The following is an 18,948-nucleotide window of genomic DNA, read 5'->3' as shown; positions in this document are numbered from 1 at the left end:
CGCGTGCGAGGAAGCGCGAGCGACGGCGAGCGACGAAAGAGAGACCGGCGCGCAGTCAGTCCGTCAGTCGCCTGAAGGCGGCGCGGCCGGCGAGTACCACCCCGCTCCCGAGAATCGCGAGGAGGCCGCCGAAGACGACGAGGTACGGAGCCGCGTAGGCGACGGCGACGACGAGCGCCCGAAGGGCGACGAACGCGCCGTTGACCGACTCGGAGAACGCCTGTAAGACCGGCGTGTCGTACCACTGCGCCGGGCCGGGCGGTCGCTCCGACAGCGAGACGCGGACAGTCGAGAGGGCGACCCGGTCTTCGAGCGACTGCTTCTGGGCTTCGAGCCGCTCGATTTCGGTCTGGACTTCGGTCAGGCGCTCTTCGACCGCGAGCACGTCCTCGGTCGTGTTGGCCGACTCGTAGAGGTCGCGGAGGCGGTCGCGCTGGGCGCGGAGGTTGCTCAACCGCGCTTCGATATCGACCAGTTGGTCGGTCACGTCCTCCGAGTTCGTCTCGACGCGCTCGACCTCGCCGAGGTCCTTCATGTCGGTCATGAACGCCGAGAAGTCCTCTGAGGGGACGCGAACGACGAGCTGACCCGAGCGATAGGTCCCGCCGCTCCGGCGATTGACGTACTCGTTGGAGTCGCTGACGTAGCCGCCGTAGGATTCGGCGGTCGATTCGACCGCGTCGCGCGACTCGTTGAACTCGTCGACGGTCAGTTCTATCTGGCCGTTCCTGATGACCGCCCGCCGCTGGGCCTGCGGGAGGTCGTCGCCGCCCGTCTGTTCGGCCTCGGTGGAACCGCCCGCGTCGGCGGCGAGAGACACGCTCTCCGACCCGCCCGCACCGCCGTCCGCCGCGCCGCCGGTACACCCGGCGAGGACGACGAGGAGGGCGACCGAGAGAAGTTTCAGTCGATTGTCCATAGACGACACTCTCGACGTGAACGAATAATCGTTGGGTAGGCACAAACGGCGACTGTTGCTATCGCGGCGCACGGGTGGCCGCAGTCGCTCGGTCGGTTCCGACGCCGACTACTCGGCCTCGCGGGGGAGGTTGTCGCGGTGGATGCGCATCTCGCCGCGGGCGCGCATCGTGCCGTCGACGTGCGCGCCGGCTTCGAGCACGAGGTCGTTACAGGACACGTCGCCGAGAACGCGCGCGTCCTCGTGGATTCGGACCTCGCCGTTTCGCGTGGTCACGTCGCCGTGGATGCGCGTCCCGCTCCCGACGACGATATCGTCGCGGGCGCGGAGGCTCCCGAAGACGTTGTCGTCCTCGGCGAGGTCGATGGACTTCGCGCGGATGTTGCCGTGGATTCGGCAGTTGGAGCCGACGTGCGCGGGCGTCGAGACGCGCCACGCGTCGTCGGAGACGGTGGCGTTCCGGGGAATCACGAGCGGGTCGTGCGGCGACTCGCCGGAGAGGGTTTCTGCGAGTTCGTCGGCCGCCTCGTCCTCGCCGAGCCGAAGGAGCTGCGAGAGGACGATGAAGTAGAACACGAGCGTCGGAATCGGGTTGCGGATGACGATCCAGCCGTTTGCCTCGAACCCCTCTTCGATGTCGACGTCGTCGCCGATGTCGAGGTCGCCCGAGACCATCAGGCGGCCGGCGATGTGGACGCGCTCGCCGAGGTAGGCGTCGTTGCCGACGAGGACGTTGCCGGCCACGTCGTCGAGCATGTCGAGTCGGCAGTCGGCTTCGGCCTCGATGTCGCCGCCGAAGGTGACGCGCTCGCCCGCGAAGACGTTCCGTCCGCGGACGCCGAACTCGACGGTGCTCTGCCCGCCGACGACGACGTCGCCGTCGGTGACGAGGTCGTGTTCCTCGACCGTCGTCCCGTCGGGGATTTCGAGCGCATCGAGCGGGTCCGTACCCAGTGACACGCTCCGAACCAACACCCGTGCCGTAATAAACCGTCCGCAAGACGAGCGTCAGACGCGACGGAGGCGGCCGGTTTCGCGCCGACGACGCGTATTTAACTACGCGCGGGATACAACGAGAGGTATGACGATTCTCTCTTTCGACGACGACGGCGTAGACGTGGTCTACGAGGGAACGGAGTTCCGCCTCGAAAAGGCCCTCATCGAGGAGGCCATCGGGAAGTCCTACCCCGACGTGACCGACCACGAGGTGCTGAAAATCGTCGAGAAGGAACCCGCTCTCTCCGGCGAACCCCGGCGCGTCCGCGACATCCTGAACTCGTCGTAACCGCCGCCCAAAACTCCGTTTCTCCGCGTATCGCTCTCGAATCACGCGCTCCAAGCGCGAACTCAGAACCGAAGCCGTTCTTCCAGACAGACTTTGACGATGGATTTCCCGATGGCCGCGCCGCCGGCGAAGGGGTCGAGTTTCGTCTCGCCCGCGCGCTCGCGGTAGGGGATGGGAACTTCGGCGATGTTGTAGCCGCGCATCGCGGGGCGGATGAGGAGTTCGGCGGACAGCCCCGTGTTCTCGGTCCACTCGATATCGTGGAGGAGTTCGCGGCGGTACGCCCGCATGCCGGTGGTCGTGTCGTGGACGGTCGCGCCCATGAGAAAGCTGGCGAGGCGGGCGAACGCGACGTTGCCCGCGCGGTTGAGTCGGGGCATCGTCTCCGCGCCCGTCGTGATTCGGTCGCCGGAGACCACGTCGTAGCCGTCGTTGATGAGGTCGAGGAATTCCGGGAGATACTCCATCGGATAGGTGTCGTCGCAGTCCGTGGTGACGACGACCGGCCGGTCGGACGCGAGCACCGCGGCCTCGACCGCGACGCCGTACCCCTGCGGCTCCTGTTCGATGACGCGCGCGCCCATCTTCCGGGCGATTTCGGGCGTCCGGTCGTCCGAGCCGTCCACGCAGACGACCTCGGCGCGCCCGTCGGTAATCCGGTCGATGTCGGCCAGGACGGCCCCGATAGCCTGCTCTTCGTTGTACGTCCCCATCACGACCGCGAGGTCGTCGAAGGTGAACTCGGTCATTGGGCGGGGTTGTCGACGGCCGCTCTTGAGCGTTTAGGTTTGCCAAAACCGGAGGCGACGCGAGCGCCGGCGTTAGCTGAGCCCGCGGGTGTCGGGCTGGTCTTCCAGCTCTTTGGCGTGGTCGACGAGGTAGTCCATGAGGCGGGTCGCCGACGCCTCCACGTCGTCGAGCTCGTCGCTGGACTGCCCGCTGACGCGGACGGAGAGTTCGTAGAGGTCGAGTTCGACGTGCGGGACGGTCTCGTCGCCGTTGCCGTTGCCGTCGTCGCGCTCGTCTGTACCGCCGTCCGCCGCCTCGACGGCCGCATCGGCATCGACTGGCTCGTCGCCGTCGGTCGGCTCAGTCGCCTCGGCCGCGTCGGCTGTCGAGGTCGAATCGGCGGTGTCGTCCGCCTCGGGGTCGGCGTCGGGGTCGTCGGTCATGTGCGGCGCGTCGCTTCGGGGGATGAAAAAAGCGCGGGGTTCCGTCACGTTCGCTCGGGTCGGCTGTCGTCCGGCCGCGGGCGCGAGCGAATCAGGCGACGCCCGACTCAGCCGAGTTCGGCGTCGAGTCCCTCGCAGGCGCGGTCGTGGAGGCGTCCGGTGACGGTCTCCATGAGGCGTTCGAGGTTGACCGCGTCCTCGCGGTTGTACGAGACGAGCGTATCGAGCGACGACCGGTCGCCGCGCTCGTACTCCCGCCAGAGTCGGACGGCGTCGCGCCCGGAGATGTCGGGGCGGTCGCGGTCGATACCGACGTCCTTCTCGATTTGTTTCAGCCCGCCGGTGAGGTCGAGCGTCCGGCACGGGTACATCAAATCGACGTGCGGAACGTCGATGGAGACGTCGAACGAGGTTTCGAGGAACGGCACGTCGAAGCGCGCGCCGTTGAACGTCGCGATGAGTTTCGCGTCGACGAACTGCTCGCGGAGGGCGGCGGCGGTCAGATCCTCGCCGCTGACGAGCGTCGTGGTCTCGCCGTCCTGATGGAACGAGACGGTCGTCACCGAGTCGCGCTCGGGCGAGAGACCGGTCGTCTCGATGTCGAAAAAGCACGTCTCGTCGCGGAAGTTCTCGTACAGTCGCCAGCGCTCGCCCGAGGGGAAGCAGTCGTCGAAGAACCGCGAGTCGCCGTCGTCGAGGTGGGCGGCGGCGTCGGCGATGAACGTCTCGATTCGGTCGCCCGTCTTCGCGCCGACGAGCGAGGCGTCGAACTCGTCCCAGTGGGTCGACCCGGCCCGCCAGAGGTTCCGCTCCGTCCGCTCGCCCACGCCGCGGACGGGGATGAAGCTGTTCTCGATTCGCATGTCCGACAGGGGGGCGTCGGCGACCCTAAATGCGTCGTCGTGGGTCGGCGGCCGCGCTCCCGGCGCGCTCCCGCACTCCCCCGCCGCGGGCGTTTTACCCGCACGGCGCGAAGCCGGGGGTATGTGCGGTCGCTACACGCTGTTTACCCCACCGGAGGAACTCGAAACGCGGTTCGACGCGACGCCGACGCGCCCGCTTTCGGCGCGGTACAACTGTGCGCCCGGCCAGGAACTCCCGGTCGTGACAAACGACGCGCCGGAGGAGTTCCGCTTCCTGAAGTGGGGACTCGTCCCCTCGTGGGCCGACAGCGCGAGCGTCGGAAACGACCGAATCAACGCCCGCGCGGAGACCGTCCGCGAGAAGCGGAGCTTCGCCGACGCCTACGAGGCCCGCCGGTGTCTCGTTCCCTCGGACGGTTTCTACGAGTGGGTCGACCGCGGCGGGGACAAACAGCCCTACCGCGTCGCCTTCGAGGACGACCGCCCGTTCGCCATGGCCGGCCTCTGGGAGCGATGGACGCCCTCGACGAAACAGACCGGGCTCGGTGACTTCGGAAGCGACGGCCCCTCGCGCGAACAGGAGCCGCTGGAGACGTTCACCGTCGTCACGACCGAGCCGAACGACCTCGTCTCCGAGCTACACCACCGAATGGCGGTCGTCCTCGCGCCCGACGAAGAGGAGACGTGGCTCCACGGCGACCCCGACGAGGCGGCGGCGCTCCTCGACACCTACCCCGACGACGAACTCACGGCGTACCCCGTCTCGACGCGGGTGAACAGCCCCGCCAACGACGACCCCGAGCTGATAGAGCCAGTCGAAGCGTAGCGCGTCGGGTGAAATCGTCGGCGCTCGGCCGTCTCGACCATTTCGACGCGGGCCGAGCGGGTTCGACGGGACGCGACTGTTCCGAAATCGGGTGAGCTCGGGAACAGGAATTGGGTATAGCGAGATGCGATATACGAGTCTCGAATCGGACAATCGGCGACCGGGCAGAGAGACCCGAATCTCCGGATATTTGGCGACTGAGCCGCGTTGACGCAGAAAATCGGCACTCCAGCGGTCGATAGCGTTTGAGTCTTCTCAGCATCACAGCGCGACAGTCGCATCACGCTCCCGGTCGGGGGTGTATCGCAGTCGAGAGTACACAGGTGCATCGGCGGCGAGTCCGGTCGTGCAGACGGAGTACGCCATCGCATCCGGGATTCGAGGCAGCCCGTTCGAACGAGTCACCGGCCGAGAGACGGTTCGTTCGAACGGATCGTCCGCCGAACGAGTGAGTCGTCGAATCCGGCCGTGAGTGAGACACCGAAACCCCGGACTCATGGAACCCGTCAGGACGGCCACACCGCGCTCGAACGCCGCTTCACCTGAGAGGGGAGCCACACCCGAGGAACTGTTCTCACCGCGAGGAGAGGGCTGTGAAGGCGTCAAAAGAGAACGAATCGAGCCGGCAAGGACCTCGGTTGGGTTCGTCTTCGAGTGCATTCGGAACGGCGTCACCCGGGTGGTTGCGTGTTCGAATCAGACAACACTCACCGAATTTCTTCGAAATAGAACACGCATAATAGTAGATAGAATCAATTCGAAACGAAGGTCTGTCCGGCGACACATATTCGGAGTAGAATGGCAGATATAATCGGTGAAAAATACCGAGTTCATTTTAGTTGAAATATAGCCGTTCGAGAGAACACAGATGACGCGTCGCCAGCGAGTATATTTCTGAGAAAATATACAGAAATTATAGACAGAATAGTTCGTGTCTCGTTGAGAGAAATAAAACGGGGGCAAAACCAGCGCTGTCCAAATTATATAATAATTCAGTGAAATTATGTATGAAATAACGAAACTCGTGTAAGTGGTTCTTCCATACGTTACTCCAGGGTGAACAAGGTGAGAACCCCCATCCAAAATTGGGCATCCATAACAAAAATGAGGAGATGCTGCGCGTGGTTTGTCCTATCGAGAGCAACAAAAATCAGCCGAGTCTCAAATTCGCTCGAAACGCCCGAAATCGACATTCTCCGGCGAAATATAATATCCTGAATACTACATGCAAATTGCCAAAAATACGATTGTAGTATTCAGGATAACTCAGATTCGCCGCCGAAAATACGCATGTACTGCTCAGGATAATCTCTCTTATTCTGGACCGTGCCGGTAGATTGAATATCGACCCCCGTGTCGACCCGTTCATGAGCGACGAGGCCGACCGCGCGACGGTGCAAACCTACCTCCCGGCCCACCAGAAGGCCATCTGGAAGGACCACGCGGACCGACTCGGGATGAGCCAGAGCGAATTTGTCAGAACGATGGTACAGGCCGGTCGGCGCGATTTCGATGTCCCTCCGAGAGGCGATGAAGCGACCACAACCCCCGGGGTCGAAGGGGTGGAAACGGGTCTCCAGAACGACGGTTCAAATCAAGAAGAATCGAGAGAAAATAACGACGGGTTCGAGGCCCGGATCGTCGAGGCGCTCGCGGCCGATTCGCATCGGTCGTGGGACGACCTCGTCGCGGCGCTGACCGACGACATCGAAGACCGCCTCGAATCGACGCTTCAGGAACTGCAATCGAGCGGCCGAGTCGTGTACAGCGGGCGACACGGCGGCTACACGCTGGCGGAGCGCGATGGCCGCTGAAAACCCCGCCGAGGCGGAAGACCCCGTCGGCTACTTCCTGCAGGATATGACCTATCACGGGAAGACAGACCGAACCCGCGACGCCTACGAACGCGTCCTCCGGGCGTTCGAGTCGTTCCTCGGGGACCCCTCGCGGAACCCCTCCGGGACCGCTCGGTCGGTCGGCGACGCGACTCACCGCGACTGCATGGCGTGGATACACACCCTTCGAAACCGGGATGTCGCGCCGAGCACGGTGGCGACGTACGCCTCCTACCTCCACCGGTTTTACGCCTACATGGCGCAGGTCGGCGCGTTCGACTCCAACCCGATGAGCCTCGTGATGGAGGAGATGGACGAGCGAATCGACACGAACCCCGCCCGACGCGAGCTCTCGGTCCCGCAGATGCGGGAGTTCGTCCGCGGAATCGCCCATCCGCTGGAGCACGCGCTGGTAGTCACCCTCCTCAAAACCGGGATGCGCGTCGGCGAACTGTGCAATCTCGACCTTCGAGACGTGTCGTTGTCGGTGGATACACCCCTCTCCGGTGTATCGACTCGCGCCGCCCTCGACGGGCGCGGACCGTCGATGTACGTCGCCGCCGACCCGAGCGTCGGGAGCATTACAAACGGCGAGGAGCGAACCGCATCGAACAAGCGAAAGCGGTCGACGGTCGTCCCGGTCGACGACGAACTGGAGGACGTTCTCCTGCGTTGGCTAGCGGTTCGTCCGGATTCGCCGTCACCGGCCGAACCGCTTTTCGTCGGCACCGCCTCGGGGTGGGGCCGTCGGCTGGACCCCGACGCCGTCCACCACGTCGTCACCTCTCACGCCGCCGACGCCGGCTGGTACCGGGCGGGCGGTGACCGAGAGGAGAACGTCACGCCGCACTACTTCCGGCACTTCTTCACGACCCATCTCCGGGACCGCACCGGCGACCGCGGCATCGTCAAGTACCTCCGCGGCGACGTGGCCGGCGACATCATCGACACGTATACCCACAACTGGGGCGACAGAGTGCGCGAAACGTACGAATCGAACATTTACTCGCTCCGCTGAGGAGCGTGATAGCTGTTCGAAGTGCGACTTGTAAACTGTATCTCGCTATATCTAATTGGAGGGTTCGAACCTATCGTTTGACACCCGTCGCCTCGGTTTGGACGGGGGGGTCGTTCGGGAGTACGGAGACGCTGACGACGGTCATCGTCGGTCGTCGGGTGCCGAAGTAGGCGTCGTAGGCCGACTCGATGGCGTCGATTCGGTCGAGGTCGGTCGCGTACACCGTGGTCCGAAGCACGTCGTCCAGTCGGGTCCCGAGCGTTCGGCCACCGACTACACGCGTTCGAGCGCGCGGGTGGTCTGGCTCTCGACCGACCGGAGCCCGTCCGACGTCTGGTCCGGTTCGGGAAACTGCTTGTCGTCGCACTCGACGACGCCGACGAAGTCCTGTCGGCGGTCATCTGTCACGCGAGGCGTCTCCTCACCGCCGTCTACGACGACCCGCTCACCGCCTCGGAACAAGAGAGGAAATCGTTGGCTGTTGGACAGATAGTTCCTCCCGGTACCCAGCACGGTCTAGCCTCAATAACGGCTCCGACTGGGAGTCCCACAATGGCGATATCGCAATGCTAAGGACTCAGTAGGGTCATAATCAACACGATAGTAAACCATGAATAAACGAATTGGAATCGCGGTAGCTATCGGGGTCATTAACGCGGTTATCGTCTATTTCAATGGATACTATCTACTGAATTTGTCTATGGATGCTGAAGGTCCCCAACGTCTCCTGTATAACTTCCTTCAGATATTCGGCATGTTTGTCTTGGGCGCAGGTTCATCTTACCTACTTCTCCGATACAAGCTGATACTCCCGGGGATGCTGGCCATTGTATTCACATCCTACAGCCTTTACGACCACTTCTCACCCTCCATGGAGAGTTTCACACCGCTTTACCTCGGTGTCTGGTTCGTGTTCGTCGTCTTCGTTGGCATCGTCGCCATTTTCGAGTATGGCATCCGAAGAGGACTCTCCATCTATCCACCGAACCCGCTGATATAGAACTGAAGTTCTGCTTCGTTTTGTGCTCGGTTAGACCGTCAATTCGGTCTCTACCTCCGGCGACGCGATGGCCCGCTTGACGGTCTCTGCGGCCGGCGTCGCCTCCGCGACGTTCTCCATCAGGACCGTCTCGCTCGGGAACAGGTGTTCGCCGAGGACGAGGCCGTGTTCGCGCGCGGTCGACCCGGTCATCGTGAGGTAAACGCCGATACCGGTCTCCGCGATGGCGGCCTCTTCTTCGGGCGCGCCGTTCGGATACGCGAACGTCACGTCGTCGAGACACCGCGTGCCGAGAACCGCCTCCACGAGGCGCTCGTAGCGCGGCGAGATACACAGGTCGCCCGCGTAGTCCGCGACGAAGTCGCGGTCGAGTTCGGAGCCCGGCGGGAGGAGTTCGGGGTCGGCCATGAGCGTGTGATACACCGTGTCGCCGAGCCCGGAGACGACCCGAACGTCGGTGTCCATCGGGTCGATGCGGGCGTTCACGTCCTCGATGCTCCCGAGGCCCTCGGGCCGGAGCTTGACGACCTCTTCGAGGACGAGGTCGGCGCTGTCGAAGCCGAGGCCGAACTCGTGGGTCCGGAGGGCGCGGAACGGCTCCTCGCGGCCGACGAGGTGGATGTCCACCCCGTCGATTTCGAAGACGACGCTGTCGAAGACGATGCGTCGCGGCATCCCGTCTCGGTCGTCGCGCAGGAGCGTGAACTCCGGCGCGGCCGGGTCCGAGAGGTCACTGTAGTCCGCGAGTCGCTCGTACACGTCGCGTTCCGGATGGGTATGGCCCTTCGTGACCGACTTCTCGTATCGGAGTGTCGAGGTGATTTCGTCCGCCACCTCGGCGATGCTCTCGGTCGTGGCGAACCGTTCGAGCACCGCTTCGAGGGGGCGACCCTTTCGCGGAACAGCGACGCGCACCGTCTCTGTCATCATCGGAACGTCGGGGCGGCCCGCTAAACAGGTTGCGCTTCGCGAAAACGTCTCTCGGGAAAAAGCTCGGAAGCGCTACTCCGCGTCGTCGGTGTCGCCGTCGTCGCCGGCGGCCGGGCCGCCGCCCATGCCGGTGCCGAAGGCACCCGCGAGGCGTTCGCGGAAGGTTTCGAGTTCGGCGACGGTATCGTTTAGCTCTTGGATGTCGTCGCGCAGAGCCTCGATTTCCTCGTCGGCCGCGGCGTCTTCGACCCGCGACTGAACGTCCGCGAGGCGGTCGTCGAGCGCCTCGCGCGTCTCCACGATGTCCCCGTCGAGTTCGGCGATGTCCTCGCGGATGTCGCCGACCTCGGCGTGGAGCGTCGAGGCCTGTTCGGTCGCTTCCGCCGCGTCGGTTTCGGCCCCTTCGAGCCGGTCGACCGTCTCGTCCAACCGACCGGCGATGTCGTCGAGACGCTCGCGGACGGTCACGAGCTCCTCCTCGCGCTTGGCGAGCGTCTCCTCGACGCTGTCGAGGCGGGCGGAACCGGCGTCGATGTTCCGCGAGGCGGTTTCGAGCCGCTCGTCGTGGTCCTCGAACCGGCCGTCGTGGTCGTCCAGCCGGCCCTCGACGGCCTCGAACTGCTCGTTGTGGGATTCGAGCCAGCCGTGGTAGTCATCGAGCGTGTCGTCCGCGGTTTCGAGGTCGGACGCGAGGCCTTCGAGACGGCCGTCGTGGTCGTCGAGGCGGCTCTCGGCGTCGGCGACCCGCGTGGCGACGCGGTCGGAGCGCTCGTCGACCGTGGCGATGGTCTCTTCGGCCGCGTCGAGCCGGGAGGCCGCGTCGTCGACCGACTCGACCGCGCCGTCGACCATCGAGTCGAGGGCGTCGAGGTCTTCGCGGAAGTCGGCCATCTCGGCGCGGAACTCGGAGACGAGTTCGTTCCCGGTCCCCTCCTCGTCGATGAACTCCGCGAGCGCGTCGGAGTACGCCGCGAGGTCCTCCATCTGCGACTGGAGGCGACGGATGCGAACGTCGGTGCTCCGGCGCGTCTCGGCGTCGACCGCCTCGCGCAGGACCTCGATGTCCTCCTCGTCGGCCGCGCCCGACCGAATCTCGGCGGCGAGCGCGCCGACGAGACCGCTCGCGTCGGTCGCGGGCGCGCTTCCGGCCGGAGCCGCGTCGGCGGGGGCGTTGGCGTCGGTGGCCGAGTCCGCTTCGGCGTCGATGTCGAAATCGGCTCCGGCGTCGGGCTCCACCGCCGGGTCGGGCTCGGGCTCGGGCTCTTCGAGATGTGCGGTCACCGCCGGTGTGGTGTCGGCCGCGACGGCGCGCGGGCCGACGGATTCGGCGGTGCCGGCGGCGGCGTCCGCGTCGTCGGTGTCGTCATCGCCGAGCACGTCGTCGTCGGGCGAAGGTGCGACCGGCCCGTCGCCCTCGTCGGACGTCTGCGACTCGGGTGCGTCTGCGTCAAGGTCCTCGTCGTCTCCACCGCGGAAGGCGGCCGCGAGGTCGCCGTCGCTCGGCTCGTCGTCGAGGGCTTCCGCGTCGGCGGTCGCGTCCGCCTCGGCGTCGACGGCGGCTCCGGGCTCAGAAACGGCGTCCGCGGGCGCGTCGAGGACGACTTCCCCTTCGTCCTCTCGGTCCGCGTCGGCGGCGGACGACTGGTCGCGGGGCGGGTCGCGATTGCCCGCGAGCACGTCCCGGACGATCTGACTGCGGTCTTCGCCGAGGATGTCGTCGATGTCGTCGGGGTCGATGCCGCCGTCGACCGGGATGCGTTCGAGCGTCGGCTCTTCGAGGAAGTCAGTCTGGTCGTGGCCGTCGGTGATGCGGATGCCGTAGACCGTCACGAGTTCCTCGCCGGGGTCGAGCGTCCGCTCGTACTCGACGCGGTGGTCCTTGTAGGCCGTCCAGTTGTCGCTCTCGAAGTCGGGGTGGAACCCGACGCTCTCCATCGGGAACGACTCGGGGATGCGGTCGATGACCCGGATTCGGGTCGCCTCATCTCGCGTCGAACTGATGACGAACTTGATGGCGGGAACGGGAAACTCGTCGGCGGCGAAGGTCTTTTCGACCGTGACCTCGCCGTCGGAAACCGAGGTAACCCCTTCGGACTCGCGGCTCATGGCCGCCACTTTCCCGACATCCATTATAAAACAACCGGGGACCGCGAAGTCGACCCGACGCCGTCCCTCGATTAGACCGTTCCGATGGGATGACTGTCGGTCGACGACGACCGTCGCGGGGCCGCCGTCGCCGGAATTTCGGTCCCGGACGCGGCCTCAGAGATCGACGCGGTCGCCGATTTCGACGAGTTCGAGCGAGCGGGGGGCCTCGAAGCTCTTGGCGTGGTGATGCAGCACCTTCGGGTCGGCGGTCAGGCCCTTCCACATGTCCCAGTGGGTCGGCACGAGGCGGTCGAGGTCGAGGTCGCTCGCGGCCTCGATAATCTGGTTCTCGTCGTTGTACCACTTCGTGCGGACCGGTTCACCGGTCTCCTTGTCGGGGATGTTGCCGACGGTCCCGAACGCGAGGATGCCGAGGTCGAGGTCGTAGCGCTCGCCGATGTCGGCGAACTCCTCGGCGGGCTTGGTGTCGCCGCCGTGGATGAACGTGCCCGACTCGTGTTCGAAGACGTAGGCGACCGGGTGGCTCGCATCGGGGTCGTAGGCGGGTTCGACGTGGACCGTGAACTCGCCGATTTCGACGCTGTCGCCCTCCGCGACCTCCTCGAACTGGTCGTCGGAGAGGTCGTAGTCGTCGAACCACGCCTCGTCGTCGTAGGCGACCGAAAGCGAGTCGTCGGGGGCGACGAACGTCGCACCCGTGTTTTCGAGGATAGGGGCCTGACTCGGGCCGTGGACGTGGTCCGTGTGCTCGTGGGTGGCGAGGACCGCGTCGGCCTCGGTCACGTCCTCGGGGTCGAACGGGACGGGAATCATGCGGACCGTCCGCGGCGGGTCGCCGATGCCGACGTACGGGTCGACGAACAGCGTCGTCCCCTCACTACCCTTGATGACGAACCCGTTGCAGCCCAGATACCAGACGGCAACCGTCTCGGGGTCGGCCGACTCGACCGCACGCGGGAGCCAGTCGCTCCAGTCGCTGACTGTCATAGAGACGTGTCCTCACGCGGGGGGACTAAGCGTTGCGCTCTCTCCCGTTGGACTCGTCGAGCGGGAGCGGACCGCGCGCCCTCTCCCCCTTCCTCCCGGCCGCCTCGACCGCATCTTCAAAATTAGTGACTAATCCGAGAGTGAGTGGTCGAATATCTCAGAACTAGATAGAATTTGAGGACATATGTGTCGTATAAGGTGTTACCCTGACAAGATATTTAATGGTGTATCTCATGCTACCAAACACCATGTCAAGACCCCGCAAACAAACGGCGAACTTCTCTTCGATGGCTCGGACGATGCGCGCGTGCGGTGCGTGGGAAGCGGTCTCCCCGCTGGACGACGACTCGCGGCGAACGGACGAGTTCTGACGCGACCGAGAACGGCAGCCCGACCCCAGTCGGGCGACGCGGCCCCGCACTTATCTTCTTCGGCGCGGTCCGATACCACATGAGCGCAGCCACAATCCGCGGTATCGACGAACGCCGAGGCGACGACGACAGCGATACAGACACCGACACCGGCGGACGCCGAAAAGAGGTGCCGCCGTGCGCGTGAGCGTCGTCGGCGGCAGCGTCGTTCCCGCACCGGTCGAGACCGTCGCGGAAGACGTGGGACGCCTGCTCGCCCAGCGCGGCCACACGGTCGTCTGCGGCGGTCTCGGCGGCGTCATGGAGGCCGCCTGCCGCGGCGCGAAGGACGCCGGCGGCACGACCATCGGCGTCCTGCCGGGCGAGGACCGCGACGAGGCGAACCCCTACGTCGACGTGGCCGTCGCGACCGGTCTCGGCCACGCGAGAAACGCGCTCGTCGCGATGAACGGCGACGCCGTCATCGCCGTCGACGGCGGCGGCGGGACGCTCTCCGAGGTCGGCTACGCCAACGTCTTCGACCGCCCGACGGCCGGAATCAGGACCCAACAGGTCGGCTCGCTGGACGGCTTCGAGCCGTGCGACTCGCCGGAAGCGGCCGTCGCATTCGTCGAAAACGCGGTCTGAGAACCCAGTTCGGTCGCGCCGTTCGTGCTACGCGTCGGCGACGCCCTCGTCGCGCTCGACGCAGTCGCGGAGCAGGTCGTCGACGACGGTCTCGCGGAACGACTCCCAGTCGGTCGTCGACGCCCACAGCCGGCCGGCGTCCGTCGGTTCGAGCGCGTCTCGTCCGCGCTCGCGCTCGCGCGTCGTGACGAACCCGTTCGCGGCGAGTCCCTCGACGGCCACGTCGAGTCTGGGGGCGAGCGCGTTCGAGAGTCGCTTTTCGAAGCGGTCGCCGGTCACGCTGTCGCGAGCGACGCCCACGCAGAACGAATCGAACGCCGACCACGTCTCCTCGTCGCGCGCGCCGGCGACGATGCCGTGGTGTTCGGCGCGCTCGCGGAGTTCGGCGGCGACCGCGCGGCGGGTCCGCGGGCGGGAGCGCGGCGGCCCCGCGACGAGGACGGACAGCACCGCCGCTTCGAGGTCGCCCAACGGCGAGAGCGCGTGGGCGTCGAGTTCGAGGCCCGACTCGCCGGTCGCCGGACCGGACTCGTCGAGTTCGGAGAGGCTCGTCGCGGCCGCTGTGGCCCGCTCGGAGAGGTCGGCCGTCCGTTCTGCGACCGGAGCGGCGGCGGCCGAGAGCTGCGACCGGGCGTCCAGATAGGCGTCGAGGTGCGCCTCGAAGCGGTCGAGCGACTCGAACAGCTCGATGGTTGCCCGGTCTTCGAACTTCCCGAAGCGCGCCTCACAGCTCGTCCGGAAGCGCCCGACCAGTTCGCGGGGGTCGTCTTCGACCGACGCGAGCAGGCGGCTCTCGGCGTCGAGCCACCCGTCGAGCGCGTCGAGGACCGCGTTCGGGTCGCGGGTGTCTTCGGGGTCCGGGCGGGGGGCCTCGGACTCGACGAGGTCGGCCAACTGTTCGCGGGCGCGGCCGACGTAGGAACTCATCGCGCCGAGCGGCGAGTCGCCGCCGGAGCGCGCCCCACGAGCGCCCGCGGGGCGGCCGGAACTCGGCGAACGCGTCCGACGCGGCCTCGACGTCGGCGACGAGCGTCCGGAGGTCGTCGATGGCGGCGAGGTCGGGACGGTCGGTCGCGGGAATCGCCAAGAGCGAGACGGTCCCGCGGTCGAGGTCGCCGCCGTCGACGAGGGCGGTCCGCGCGGCGTAGAACGCGGCGGCGACCTGCGGGGGCGCGCCCGAGAGGTTCACCTGCACGTCGCCGTCCGCGGCGGCCTCGCGGAGCAGGTCGGCCGTCGCGGCGTACAGTTCCTCGAACGACGCGGTGAAGGGGAGCCGCGCTTCGTCGAGCGTCCCCCGGCCCGCGAGCCGTTCGGAGACGGCTTTCGCGGCGCGGGCGCTCGCTCGCGGCGCGCCGGGCGTACAGTCGTCCGGGTCGCGACCCTGCTCGGGGTCGGCCTCGTCGCGGACCAGCCGAACCCGGTCTGCGTCGACGTCGGCGGCTTCGAGCGGGGTGACGACCCGCTGCACGTCGAATCCGAGAACGGGGAGGTGGGTCGTCGGCATCTGTCTGACCAATTCGCTACCTGTACCCTGAATGTTGTGGTGCTCCTGAGAGCCGCCTGTCAGAAGCGGCGGCGCGGCGTCAGACCCACTGCCGGATGAGGTTGCGGCCGACGACGCCGAGGCCGAGCATATCGACGACGAACAGGATGACGCTACCGAGGATGGGGACGAGCGACAGGACCGCCGCGACGAGCGCGCCGACCGCGACCGAGACGCCGAGCGGGGGAGACCCGCCGGAGGCGGTGCCAGTCACGAGCGAGCCGAGGAAGACCGTCGAAACCGCGCCGCCGACGATACTAAGCAGGATGAGCGCGAGGAACCCCGGAATCGCCACGATGAGGCCGATGATGGTGATTGCGAGGAGGACGAGGACGATGACGCCGCCGATGCTGACGCCCAGACCCCAGAGGAACGACCCGCCGGGGTCGTCCCGAATCTCGGCGATGGCGTCTCTGGTGTACGCCGGGGCCGCGGCGACGAGGATGCCGCCGACGACGAGGTCGATGAGGAAGCTTCCACCGGCGCGGAACACCGGCGAAATCTGCTGTGCGGATTCGAGGTTCTGCGCGGCGGCGGTCCCCGCGAGCGCGAGGACGCCGAGCAGGCTCAGGAGGGCAGTTCGTGTTCGTGGAGGGACCATACGTGTCCGTCGAATGGCGACTCGTATAGGTATTCTGGATGGACTGTCAGAAAATCGGATACGTCCGAAGCGAGGCGGAAGAGTCGAAACAGGACGCTCCCCTCGGCGGCGTCGCGAGAGCCACGCGCCGGGGCGGGGCGCTCACCGGGAGTCTCGGGCTACCAGGTGCCGTGGAACGTGTCGAATTCGAGGGCGTCGAGCGGCTCGTCGCCGACGGCGATGCGGTACTCCTGCGGCGTGAGCATCGGCTTGTGGAAGCGCGGGCCGTCGTCGGTCGTGATGCGCGGACAGCCGGTGTTGACGAACGCGTCCATGTCGAAGTTGCGGAGGCGGTCCGGCGTCACCTCGTCCATGGTGATGAGATAGGCGTTGTCGTTGTCTTCGAGAATCTTCTCGGCGATTTCCATGCGACCCTGGCCGATTTTCGTACAGAAGATGACGCCCCACTTCTCGGCGTCCATCGCCTTGTGGACCGAGGCGTAGCGCTGTTTCATGAACTTCCGCGTGTCGGCGATGGTGACGACGTTGTTGACGGGGTCGGCGATGACGACGTTCTTGTCGGGGTGTTCCATCGCGAGGCCGAGCGGGTGGAACTTGCCGCCGCCGACGTAGAGAACGTCGTCCGCCGGGATGTCCGCGGAGGCGTAGTTACAACCGAGGACCTGTCCCTCGTAGGTGAGGCGGTCGTCGCCCTTGCGGGTCTGGACGGTGTAGCCGCGCTCTTCGAGCCAGTCGCACATGTCCTCGAAGCGGTTCATGTGCTGGGCGGTGGTGACGAGGCCGACCTCGTCGCCCTCGATGTCGTCGAGCGCGTCCTCCATGATGGGGAAGGGGTCGACGTTGGAGAAAAGCGGGACGTAGATGATTTTGTCCGACTCCTTCATCGGCGAGTGGCCGAAGTGGACGAACACGTCGGTCCGCCGCATGAGGTAGGTGTCGAGGTCGCACGCGCCGTAACACGGCTGACCGGAGAGCATGAACGTCACGTCGTCGTCGCAGAGCTGTCGGAGGTCGTCGGCGACCGCCGGGCCGCGGCGCTTCAACCCCTCGGGGAACTGGAGGCCGACGCGCTTTGCGTCGCGCTCCTCGATGGCTTCGACGATCTGTTCGAGTTCGTAGTCCCACTCCCGGTCGTGCTTGAGCGACATCCCGGTGTTTCGGAGGTCTCCCTCCGAGGTGGCGTCCTGACTCATTGCCCCATCGTTGCGGACGGAGCCGTTTAACCACCGCGCTTCCCCACGAATGAGCGTCACACACCCGCACGCACGCCGAATCGAACCGCGGCGTCGACGGCGGCGTCACCCGGTTACCCCGTTGTCACTCGGGGATTCAAGGCTCGCGGCGGCCTACCGCCGTCCATGTCAGACATCCCCCTCGAACACGTCCACGTCGAACCGTCGGAGCCGGGCGACGGACCGGCTCCCGCCGTCGTCCTGCTCCACGGCCGCGGCTCGAACGAACAGGACCTCCTGTCTATCGCACGGGAGTTCCCCGACCACGTCCACGTCGTGAGCCTCCGCGCGCCCGACCCGCTGCAGGGCGGCTACACGTGGTACGAACTCGACCTCTCCGAGGGCGGTCTCCACCAGAGCCAGCCCCACGCCGAGCAGTTCGAGCGTTCCCGGAGCCTCGTCCGCGAGGCAATCGCCGGCGCGGTCGAGGCGTACGACATCGACCCCGACCGAATCGGACTCCTCGGGTTCAGTCAGGGCGCGATTACCAGCCTGTCGCTCCTCCTCGACGACCCCGACGACTACGCGTGGGTCGTCGCGCTCCACGGCTACCTCGCTGACTCGCACGCCGACCTCGACCCCGACGGCATCGCCGGCAAGCCGGTGTTCGTCGGCGGCGGGTCGATGGACCAAGTCATCCCGGCCTCGCGGGTCGAACGCGCGGCCGAGCGCCTCCGCGAACTCGGCGCGGACGTGACCGCGAACGTCTACGGCGCGCCCCACGGCGTCGGCCCGGACGAACTGCGGGACGTGGTCGCGTTCGTCGAAGCCCGCGTCTGAGCCGCCGTCTGCGGAATCGCCCGTCCTTCCCCGTTCGGCAGGTTGAAACCGCTCGCACCCCAACGCGCGGCTATGAGCACGCAGACGACGCGGCTCGAAGAACTCGGGCGCGAACTCGGCGAAGCCATCGCCGACCATCCGAAGTACGAAGCCTACGAGGAGGCGAAGGCCGCCGTCGAAGCCGACGACGACGTGCAGGAACTCATCACGGAGTTCAACCAGCTCCGCGAGGAGTTCAACGTGTCCCGGCAGATGGGCGAAGCGACCCAAGAGGGGCTCCGAAAGGTCCAAGCGGCCCAAGAGGAACTCCACTCCGAGCCCGTGATGGAGGAGTACCTCCTCGCGCAGGCCGAACTCGTCGGCGAGTTGGAGAAGATTAACGAGGCCATCTCGGAGCCGCTTGCGGTCGACTTCGGCGGCGAGGCCGGCGGCTGTTGTAACGACTGAGGACGACTCGGCGCGACTCGTTTTCGCCGCAGGTTCAAGTACCAAGCCGGGGCCAGCCCCGGCTATGTTGGCAATCGCGGGCGGCAAGGGCGGCAGCGGGAAGACCACCACGACCCTCGGACTGGCGAGCGCGCTCGACGGCCCGGTGCTCGCCGTCGACGCCGACAGGGACATGCCGAACCTCCACGCGATGGCCGGCGTCGAACGCCCGGTGGACGCCGCCTCGGGCGCACCCGCCCGAGAGCCGTCGGTCCGGCCGCATCCGACCGACTCGACCGTCTCCGTGTTGCCGGCGCCAGCCGGGGCCGACGACGACGCCTTCGAGCGGTGGCTCCGAACCGCCGCGGACGACGAGCGGCGCGCGGTCGTCGACTGCCCCGCGGGGGCCGGCCCCGACGCCGCC

22 protein-coding genes and 2 pseudogenes are annotated in these 18,948 nt (G+C 66.5%); 11 read left to right on the top strand and 13 right to left on the bottom strand.

The window, feature by feature from the left end; all coding sequences use genetic code 11:
* Positions 1 to 55 precede the first annotated feature (55 nt).
* Both BN996_RS06700 and BN996_RS06695 read right to left on the bottom strand, forming a co-directional pair.
* Positions 56 to 919 (bottom strand): DUF4349 domain-containing protein, encoded by an 864-nt coding sequence (locus BN996_RS06700; protein WP_089777718.1) that lies wholly within the window; start codon positions 917 to 919, stop codon positions 56 to 58.
* A 108-nt stretch (positions 920 to 1,027) separates the two neighbouring features.
* Positions 1,028 to 1,879, bottom strand: a complete 852-nt coding sequence (locus tag BN996_RS06695) for a polymer-forming cytoskeletal protein (RefSeq protein WP_089777717.1) — start codon at positions 1,877 to 1,879, stop codon at positions 1,028 to 1,030.
* A 121-nt stretch (positions 1,880 to 2,000) separates the two neighbouring features.
* Between BN996_RS06695 and BN996_RS06690 the strand changes: the two genes are divergently transcribed.
* Complete coding sequence (locus BN996_RS06690; RefSeq protein WP_007274390.1) at positions 2,001 to 2,204, top strand: DUF5800 family protein; 204 nt, start codon at positions 2,001 to 2,003, stop codon at positions 2,202 to 2,204.
* A gap of 62 nt (positions 2,205 to 2,266) precedes the next feature.
* Here the strand turns inward: BN996_RS06690 and BN996_RS06685 are convergent, their stop codons facing one another.
* From BN996_RS06685 to BN996_RS06675, 3 genes are all read right to left on the bottom strand, one after another.
* On the bottom strand, positions 2,267 to 2,953 hold the full coding sequence (locus tag BN996_RS06685; RefSeq protein WP_089777716.1) for a dolichyl-phosphate hexose transferase: 687 nt from the start codon (positions 2,951 to 2,953) through the stop codon (positions 2,267 to 2,269).
* Positions 2,954 to 3,025: 72 nt separating this feature from the next.
* On the bottom strand, positions 3,026 to 3,376 hold the full coding sequence (locus tag BN996_RS06680; RefSeq protein WP_089777715.1) for a DUF8002 family protein: 351 nt from the start codon (positions 3,374 to 3,376) through the stop codon (positions 3,026 to 3,028).
* Between the two features lie 107 nt (positions 3,377 to 3,483).
* Positions 3,484 to 4,239 (bottom strand): ribonuclease H-like domain-containing protein, encoded by a 756-nt coding sequence (locus BN996_RS06675; RefSeq protein WP_042666204.1) that lies wholly within the window; start codon positions 4,237 to 4,239, stop codon positions 3,484 to 3,486.
* A 121-nt stretch (positions 4,240 to 4,360) separates the two neighbouring features.
* Here BN996_RS06675 and BN996_RS06670 point away from each other — a divergent pair, with 121 nt between their 5' ends.
* The 3 genes from BN996_RS06670 to BN996_RS06660 all read left to right on the top strand — a co-directional run bounded on the left by BN996_RS06670 (position 4,361) and on the right by BN996_RS06660 (position 7,918).
* On the top strand, positions 4,361 to 5,065 hold the full coding sequence (locus tag BN996_RS06670) for an SOS response-associated peptidase (RefSeq protein WP_089777714.1): 705 nt from the start codon (positions 4,361 to 4,363) through the stop codon (positions 5,063 to 5,065).
* 1,367 nt (positions 5,066 to 6,432) lie between these two features.
* Positions 6,433 to 6,879, top strand: coding sequence for a DUF5805 domain-containing protein (locus BN996_RS06665; RefSeq protein ID WP_089777713.1), 447 nt, complete (start codon positions 6,433 to 6,435; stop codon positions 6,877 to 6,879).
* On the top strand, positions 6,869 to 7,918 hold the full coding sequence (locus BN996_RS06660; RefSeq protein ID WP_089777712.1) for a tyrosine-type recombinase/integrase: 1,050 nt from the start codon (positions 6,869 to 6,871) through the stop codon (positions 7,916 to 7,918). The genes BN996_RS06665 and BN996_RS06660 overlap by 11 nt, the downstream gene beginning before the upstream one ends.
* A 70-nt stretch (positions 7,919 to 7,988) precedes the next feature.
* Here BN996_RS06660 and BN996_RS20485 read toward each other — a convergent pair whose 3' ends face one another.
* Together BN996_RS20485 and BN996_RS20640 are read right to left on the bottom strand one after the other, a co-directional pair.
* The gene (locus BN996_RS20485) at positions 7,989 to 8,156 is read right to left on the bottom strand and encodes a RidA family protein (protein WP_244878209.1); all 168 of its coding nucleotides are present in this window, start codon (positions 8,154 to 8,156) and stop codon (positions 7,989 to 7,991) included.
* Positions 8,157 to 8,191: 35 nt separating this feature from the next.
* Complete coding sequence (locus BN996_RS20640; protein WP_264371801.1) at positions 8,192 to 8,326, bottom strand: hypothetical protein; 135 nt, start codon at positions 8,324 to 8,326, stop codon at positions 8,192 to 8,194.
* Between BN996_RS20640 and BN996_RS20790 the strand changes: the two are divergent.
* Positions 8,288 to 8,377: pseudogene (locus BN996_RS20790) on the top strand (ArsR/SmtB family transcription factor); the annotation flags it as partial. The gene BN996_RS20640 and the pseudogene BN996_RS20790 sit on opposite strands and share 39 nt — an antisense overlap.
* A gap of 241 nt (positions 8,378 to 8,618) precedes the next feature.
* A complete protein-coding gene (locus BN996_RS06650) occupies positions 8,619 to 8,918 on the top strand; it encodes a hypothetical protein (RefSeq protein ID WP_226908713.1) in 300 nt (99 codons plus the stop codon).
* A gap of 30 nt (positions 8,919 to 8,948) precedes the next feature.
* Here the strand turns inward: BN996_RS06650 and BN996_RS06645 are convergent, their stop codons facing one another.
* The 3 genes from BN996_RS06645 to BN996_RS06635 all read right to left on the bottom strand — a co-directional run bounded on the left by BN996_RS06645 (position 8,949) and on the right by BN996_RS06635 (position 12,944).
* Positions 8,949 to 9,845 (bottom strand): phosphoribosyltransferase HisG-related protein, encoded by an 897-nt coding sequence (locus BN996_RS06645; protein ID WP_042666224.1) that lies wholly within the window; start codon positions 9,843 to 9,845, stop codon positions 8,949 to 8,951.
* 75 nt (positions 9,846 to 9,920) lie between these two features.
* Entirely contained in the window at positions 9,921 to 11,954 is a 2,034-nt protein-coding gene (locus BN996_RS06640) for a hypothetical protein (protein ID WP_089777710.1), read from the bottom strand.
* 156 nt (positions 11,955 to 12,110) lie between these two features.
* The gene (locus BN996_RS06635; protein WP_089777709.1) at positions 12,111 to 12,944 is read right to left on the bottom strand and encodes an MBL fold metallo-hydrolase; all 834 of its coding nucleotides are present in this window, start codon (positions 12,942 to 12,944) and stop codon (positions 12,111 to 12,113) included.
* 248 nt (positions 12,945 to 13,192) lie between these two features.
* On the opposite strand from BN996_RS06635, the gene BN996_RS20635 reads away from it, so the two are divergent.
* Positions 13,193 to 13,315, top strand: a complete 123-nt coding sequence (locus tag BN996_RS20635; protein ID WP_264371800.1) for a hypothetical protein — start codon at positions 13,193 to 13,195, stop codon at positions 13,313 to 13,315.
* 177 nt (positions 13,316 to 13,492) lie between these two features.
* A complete protein-coding gene (locus BN996_RS06630) occupies positions 13,493 to 13,942 on the top strand; it encodes a TIGR00725 family protein (protein WP_089777708.1) in 450 nt (149 codons plus the stop codon).
* A 27-nt stretch (positions 13,943 to 13,969) separates the two neighbouring features.
* Here the strand turns inward: BN996_RS06630 and BN996_RS06625 are convergent.
* The 3 genes and pseudogenes from BN996_RS06625 to dph2 form a co-directional block, all read right to left on the bottom strand.
* Positions 13,970 to 15,446: pseudogene (locus BN996_RS06625) on the bottom strand (hypothetical protein).
* 79 nt (positions 15,447 to 15,525) lie between these two features.
* Positions 15,526 to 16,086, bottom strand: coding sequence for a DUF8173 domain-containing protein (locus tag BN996_RS06620; RefSeq protein WP_089777707.1), 561 nt, complete (start codon positions 16,084 to 16,086; stop codon positions 15,526 to 15,528).
* A gap of 158 nt (positions 16,087 to 16,244) precedes the next feature.
* On the bottom strand, positions 16,245 to 17,279 hold the full coding sequence (gene dph2, locus BN996_RS06615) for a diphthamide biosynthesis enzyme Dph2 (RefSeq protein ID WP_008574453.1): 1,035 nt from the start codon (positions 17,277 to 17,279) through the stop codon (positions 16,245 to 16,247).
* A 165-nt stretch (positions 17,280 to 17,444) separates the two neighbouring features.
* Between dph2 and BN996_RS06610 the strand changes: the two genes are divergently transcribed.
* From BN996_RS06610 to BN996_RS06600, 3 genes are all read left to right on the top strand, one after another.
* Positions 17,445 to 18,098, top strand: coding sequence for an alpha/beta hydrolase (locus tag BN996_RS06610; RefSeq protein WP_089777706.1), 654 nt, complete (start codon positions 17,445 to 17,447; stop codon positions 18,096 to 18,098).
* Between the two features lie 72 nt (positions 18,099 to 18,170).
* Complete coding sequence (locus BN996_RS06605) at positions 18,171 to 18,545, top strand: YlbF/YmcA family competence regulator (RefSeq protein ID WP_004041523.1); 375 nt, start codon at positions 18,171 to 18,173, stop codon at positions 18,543 to 18,545.
* Between the two features lie 64 nt (positions 18,546 to 18,609).
* On the top strand, positions 18,610 to 18,948 hold a 339-nt coding region (locus tag BN996_RS06600; RefSeq protein ID WP_449271626.1), incomplete at its 3' end, for a nucleotide-binding protein.

Origin of the sequence: Haloferax massiliensis (assembly GCF_001368915.1) — an archaeon.
GTDB classification, from domain to species: Archaea; Halobacteriota; Halobacteria; order Halobacteriales; family Haloferacaceae; genus Haloferax; species Haloferax massiliensis.
The sequence above is the reverse complement of the archived record's forward strand: the minus strand, read 5'-3'. Positions and strand labels throughout refer to the sequence as shown.